Consider the following 1322-nt stretch of genomic DNA (forward strand, 5'->3'; position numbering starts at 1 on the left):
CAGCGCCAAAGGAGTCACCGCCTCCAACTCTATCTACGATGTCCGTGATTTGGTATTTGCGGCTCACCAGGAAGGAATTTTTCGTCGCAAGGATCGCAGACCAGTTGTTATGGTCAGCACTTACGCTTTCGCGCAACGTCGTAGCCATGTAGCTGAGTTGGGGGTATAGCTCGAAGACCGTATTTATTATCCCCTTGTAGGCCTCTGGATCCAGAGCACCTTTTGTGACATCGATATGGGCATCGAGCCCAAGGGCCAGTTGACAGTCCTCCTCGTTAGCTATCATGACGTCAAGGTACTTAGACAACTCCCTCATGACTTCGGGTGCCTGTTTGCCCCATTTCCATAGTTTTTTCCTGTAGTTTAGATCGCATGAAACCGTTATGCCCATTTCCTTTGCCTTTTTTACGGCATCCAATGTGGCTTGGGCTGCGCCTTCTGAGACGGCTGGAGTGATGCCCGTAACGTGAAACCAGTCGGTATCTTTGAATATAACATCCCAATTCAGGTCTTCGCTCTTGATTTCGGAAAATGCGGAATGGGCGCGATCGTAGATGACTTGCGACGGTCTAAAGCAGGATCCCTTTTGTGCGTAATATATGCCTATCCTTTCGCCCTTGAATATTATGTGAGACGTGTCGACACCGAAGGAGCGCAAATTCATGACGGCGGCCCGTCCAATGGGGTTATTCGGCAATGCCGTTACAAAGCTCGTGCATTCGCCGTAGTTAGCTAAGGATACTGCAACGTTTGCCTCTGCTCCGCCAAAGGTAGCTTCTAAAACGGGACTTTGCAGTAAAACTTCATGATCTGGAGGTGATAGGCGAAGCATTATCTCGCCGAAGGTGACTATTTTTTTCATGATATGTGCTGCCCTCCTTAAGATTTATTTTTTTTCTTTCTGATCTCGGCTATTTTTTCCACAACTTCCTTTGCCACTCGCTTTACGGCTTCATAATCGCCTTCGACCCCAAAAGGCTTGGTAATGCCTGATCCCATGCCAACCGCAAAAGCACCAGCGCTAAACCATTTTTCTAAATTGTCGATGCTTACGCCGCCGGTCGGCATAATTTTGGCGTTGGGGATTGGTCCCAATACAGCCTTTATAAAATCTGGCCCCAGCACTTCTCCCGGGAACAGTTTTACGACGTCTACCCCAAGCTCCATGGCTCTTAACATTTCCGTGACGCTTCCCACGCCGGGCATGCAGGGCACAGAATAGCGGTTGCAAAGCTTTATGAGATCTTCATTGAGGTTAGGAGCCACGATGTACTCGGCTCCAGCTAGTATGCAGGCGCGAGCTGTTTCGGGATCCAGGACAG

The 1322-nt window shown here is 49.3% G+C and carries 2 protein-coding genes; both read right to left on the reverse strand.

Annotated features, from left to right (window positions below; genetic code table 11):
- The coding region (locus Q7P41_RS12105; RefSeq protein ID WP_303884586.1) for a sugar kinase at positions 1-862 on the reverse strand (862 nt) is incomplete at its 3' end.
- Between the two features lie 17 nt (positions 863-879).
- Positions 880-1322 (reverse strand): bifunctional 4-hydroxy-2-oxoglutarate aldolase/2-dehydro-3-deoxy-phosphogluconate aldolase (locus tag Q7P41_RS12110; protein ID WP_303884587.1); only part of this gene is annotated, 443 nt, incomplete at its 5' end.

It is taken from the genome of Acetomicrobium mobile, assembly GCF_937920065.1.